This window comes from Streptomyces sp. NRRL WC-3549, assembly GCF_000721935.1.
Classification (GTDB): domain Bacteria; phylum Actinomycetota; class Actinomycetes; order Streptomycetales; family Streptomycetaceae; genus Streptomyces.
Window position 1 is genome coordinate 60509 of record NZ_KL585423.1, and the last position, 3807, is coordinate 64315.

4 protein-coding genes and 3 pseudogenes are annotated in these 3807 nt (G+C 72.7%); 3 read left to right on the top strand and 4 right to left on the bottom strand.

Going from position 1 to position 3807, the window contains the following annotated elements:
* Together IH13_RS45845 and IH13_RS41280 are read right to left on the bottom strand one after the other, a co-directional pair.
* Nucleotides 1-252, bottom strand: a 252-nt coding sequence (locus IH13_RS45845; protein ID WP_420713401.1) for an effector-associated constant component EACC1, incomplete at its 3' end; no start/stop codon positions are given.
* Between the two features lie 81 nt (nt 253-333).
* A pseudogene (locus IH13_RS41280) lies at nt 334-558 on the bottom strand (helix-turn-helix domain-containing protein); the annotation flags it as partial.
* Nucleotides 559-735: 177 nt separating this feature from the next.
* Between IH13_RS41280 and IH13_RS46210 the strand changes: the two are divergent.
* Nucleotides 736-1272 (top strand): hypothetical protein, encoded by a 537-nt coding sequence (locus tag IH13_RS46210; RefSeq protein WP_420713398.1) that lies wholly within the window; start codon nt 736-738, stop codon nt 1270-1272.
* Between the two features lie 5 nt (nt 1273-1277).
* Here the strand turns inward: IH13_RS46210 and IH13_RS0126625 are convergent, their stop codons facing one another.
* Nucleotides 1278-2150 carry an SGNH/GDSL hydrolase family protein gene (locus IH13_RS0126625; protein ID WP_031088518.1) on the bottom strand — a complete coding sequence of 291 codons (873 nt, stop codon included), beginning with the start codon at nt 2148-2150 and terminating at the stop codon, nt 1278-1280.
* Between the two features lie 220 nt (nt 2151-2370).
* Between IH13_RS0126625 and IH13_RS41290 the strand changes: the two are divergent.
* Nucleotides 2371-2556 (top strand): annotated as a pseudogene (locus tag IH13_RS41290) (family 43 glycosylhydrolase); the annotation flags it as partial.
* A gap of 75 nt (nt 2557-2631) precedes the next feature.
* Here the strand turns inward: IH13_RS41290 and IH13_RS0126630 are convergent.
* Nucleotides 2632-3162: a GNAT family N-acetyltransferase gene (locus IH13_RS0126630; RefSeq protein WP_031088519.1), complete on the bottom strand. Its 531-nt coding sequence runs from the start codon at nt 3160-3162 to the stop codon at nt 2632-2634.
* 425 nt (nt 3163-3587) lie between these two features.
* On the opposite strand from IH13_RS0126630, the pseudogene IH13_RS0126635 reads away from it, so the two are divergent.
* Nucleotides 3588-3807, top strand: a pseudogene (locus tag IH13_RS0126635) (polyprenyl synthetase family protein); the annotation flags it as partial.

Genomic DNA, 3807 nt, shown 5'->3' on the forward strand with positions numbered 1-3807 from the left:
CCGTACCCGGCCCCGGAGCTCCTCCTCGACCGTCAGCCACTCGTGCAAGGAACGCAGCTCATCCGCCGCCCCAGCCCCAGTGATCGCGACGCCCACGTTCATCCTCAGCTCCTCCGCAACCCGTGCCGCATGACGGCCTCTTCCCACCCGCAGGGCGCAGGCCCGGTCTCCACGCTCACGCCGTCGCCTCGCCACAGAGCCGCCAACATTAGCGGGAAACCGTTGCTCACGAGGGGACTTGGGGATGGACATGGGCTGGTGGTGTATCGACTCGGCCACTCGCAGGCTGTGGATACGCGACAGGGACAGCGACCCGCCCGCGTAAGGCCTCTGCAACAACCCCGGCGTCCCGTAGTGCTGGTCGAGGGCCTGCACCACCTCCGGGCCGCCGATCGTCTCGCCCTTCTCCATTTTGCTGAACAACGACCAGTCCCAGCCGAGCCGTTCACCGAGCTGCCGCAGGCTGTCGCCCCGCGCGCTGCGCGGAAGACGCAGTCCCTCTGCGGACCGGGCGCGGAGTTCTCCGCTGCGGCCTGTGACCGCCCGCCCCGTCGGCATCGCACTCTCCGTGGCACGTGTGGAAGTTGACCGGAACACCGGGGAGTCACGTCCCGCCCTCGGTGTGTCGCCAGGGTGGGCCGGTTCATTGTCGTCACAGCCCCTCACGCACCATAACGCGGTGAGCGTGCCCGGCCAGGGGCGATCCGGCAAAGAGCAACCGAGGGAAGAACGCCCATGACCACGCCGTCACACCCCGCCGCCGTCGACGCACCGTCGGCCGGACGTACCGCCGCCGCAGCGGGCAGGGTCGAGGACAGAGTCGCGGAAGCCCTGGAGGCGCGGGATGCCCTCGCGGCCGCCCTGACGGCCGCCGGCGTGCGGTTGCCCGCGATGGACGTCCGTACGCCGTGGCAGGACGACGGTTCGGAGGCGGAGGTGGAAGGGGGCGCCGGCGTACGGCCGCCCCGTACGCCCTCGTCCACCTCGGTGTCTGTTCTGCCCCGTCGCGCTGGAACTGGCTGCCGTGGTCAGGAAGGGGGCGGGCCGGTGACCGGCGGGGGTGTCCCTGCCGTGGGGGCGGTGGCCTTCGACGAACGGAGCGGGCGGGTGGGCCGGGTGACGACACGTCGGGACGCCTGCGTGCGGCTCCGCCCACTCGGTGGGGGCCGTGAGTGGGACGCGGATCCGGCCCTCGTCCGGCCCGCCGCCCGGGACGAGCTGCTGAGCGCCCAGCTCGCCGAGGTGAACGCGCGGAGCCGGAACCCGCTGTGACGGGGTCAGCCGATCCCGAGGGCGCTCATGGTGTGTTCGGCCATGCGGCGCTCACCCAGCGCGTTGGGGTGCACGGGGACGATGTTGGTGCCGAACACCAGCGGTTCGATCCACCGGGTGCCGGAGGCCTTGCACGCGTCGTGCCCTTCGGACGCCTGCGAGAGGTCGACGTACGTGACCCCGGTCTCGGCGGCGGCACGGGCGACGGCGGCGTTCAGGTGGGTCTGGATGCCGCGCAGGTAGGGCACGTCGCCGGAGGCGACCGGCAGTTTCAGGAAGCAGGCCGGGTCGGCGGTGGCGGGGGTGATCCACGGGTATCCCAGTGCGGCCACGCGGGCGTCGGGCGCCTTGGCGCGGACGCTCCGGAAGGCGGACACCAGCGCGGGATAGGTGTTGGCCTCGATCTGGTCGTCGAAGTGGGTGCCGTTCTTGTCCTTGCAGGGGCTGCCCTTGCCGCCGCTGAGCAGCCCGGCGGACGCACACGCCGTGAGGGCGTTGATGAAGGTGCCGTTGTCGTTGCCGCCGATGGTCAAGGTCACCAGGTCCGTGTCGGCCTTCACGGCGTCCACCTGGGGGGCGACGCCCGGGTACTGGGACTGGGTGAAGTGCTTGGTCTCGGCGGCCCCGCAGGTCACGTCCTTGAGGTGGGCGCCCGTGCCGGCGGCGATGACGTGGGGGTAGTTCGCCGTGGAACGCAGGCACAGGGGACTGGAGAGGTCCACGGGCAGGACGCCCGATCCCGCGCTGTAACTGTCGCCGAGGGCGACGTAGTCGAGCGGTGCGGCGGTCTGCGCGGCGGCTCCGCCGACGCTGAGCGCCAGCGCGCCCATCGCGGCCACTGTCGCGGTCATGACATGACGGAGGGTTCTCTTCGGCATGTGCACTCGATTCTCGGTGGGGGGGGCGGGTACAGGCGGGCGCGCCGCACGGCCGCCCGGGTCCGGACGCGAGGGTTACCGCGCGGTTCTACCGTTAGGTAATGTGCAGCCGCCCGGACGGCACGTCAACGCCGCTGACAGAACTTCTCCCGGTCTCTGCGGACCTGCACCCACCCGCCGAGGAGAGGGAGGCACCCGCTGCCGGCCCGCCGGGACGGACATGACGTACTTCGACAACCCGGTGCTACCCGGATTCAGCCCGGCCCCGAGCATCTGACGGTCCGGTGACGACTTCTACGCGGCGACGTCCAGCTTCGAGTACGTCCCCGGGGTGCCGCTGCGGCACAGCCGCGACCTGGTGCACCGGCGGCTGATCGGCCACGCCCTGGACCGGACACCGGCTCTCCCGCCGCACGCCTGGCCGCCGGAGCCGGGCCGGGACGACTTCGGGGGCCGGCGTGGAACGCCGGCCCCCGCCGGGTCACCGCTCCTGGTGACCGGGTGCCGAGAGCGCGTAGCGGGCCGTCTCCGCCCCGGTGGACCGGCGCCGGAATCCGGCCTTCTCCAGTACGCGGACGGAGGCCGGGTTCGAGAGCTCCACGGTCGCGACCACCGTGTGGACCTCGGGGGCGGCCAGGGCGAAGTCCGCCAGCGCCCTGGCGGCTTCCGAGGCGTAGCCCCGGCCGCGGCGGGAGGCGACGATGCCGTACCCGAGCTCGACGGTTCCCTCGCCGGGCGGCCAGAACAGGCCGACCGAGCCGACCACGAGTCCGCTCTCACGCTCGACGACCAGACGGTGGCCGTACGCGCCGAGCCAGACGGGGTTCTGCCCGAGGAGACCGGCGATGACCCGGTCGCCTTCGGCGGGGAAGTCGTGCGCCCAGTGCGCCTGCGCGGCGTCACCGGGGGCCTCGTGGCCGAGGACCGCGTCGGCGTCCGCCGCGCTCCACGAGCGGAGGTCCAGGCGGTCGGTGGGCAGCACGGGATGTGCGGATGACGAAGTGGGTGTCATGTGTTCACTCCTGGTCGTGGGACGACCCGGACCACGCTCGCTACCGCACGGTCCGGACGAGGGCATGCTGACGACGGCCTGCGGCAGCCATATTCATCAACCCCCTTGTCCGGTGAACACGGTGGCACGGTGAAGACGGTGAAGACCCGCTTCTCGCGCCGCCGTGACGGTAGCGGACCCGCGCGGGCGGGGGCAAGGCTTTTCCGGGTTGCCCGGGGCATGTCCCGGCGGACCGGCAGTGACGGCTGCGGGCGGGCCCCGCGGACCGCCGTGACGTCTTCCCCCCTCACCGTTCGGCCCCGGGCCGTCGGAGTGAACCCCGCTCCGACCGGGGTGTGCGCCGGGCAGGCATAGGCGCATCCGTGTTCCCGTCGGCCGGAGGCACCGGTGGCCGCGGAAGCGGAACGCAGTGAAAGGGGTACTCCATGCTCGGTCCACGGGCGACGCGGCCAGAGGCAGCCGGCCCGCCCGGCGCCGGCGGGGTCCCGTCCACGGCCCGCGACGCCGCCGCGACCGTGGACGCCTTCCTCGCCTCGTACCTGGACGGCAGGCTCCAGGAGGCGCGAAAGGTGGACGCCGTGTTCGCCGAGGAGGTGGCGAGCCGGGTCGCCGCGTTCGTCCTGCGGGGCGGCAAGCGGCTGCGGA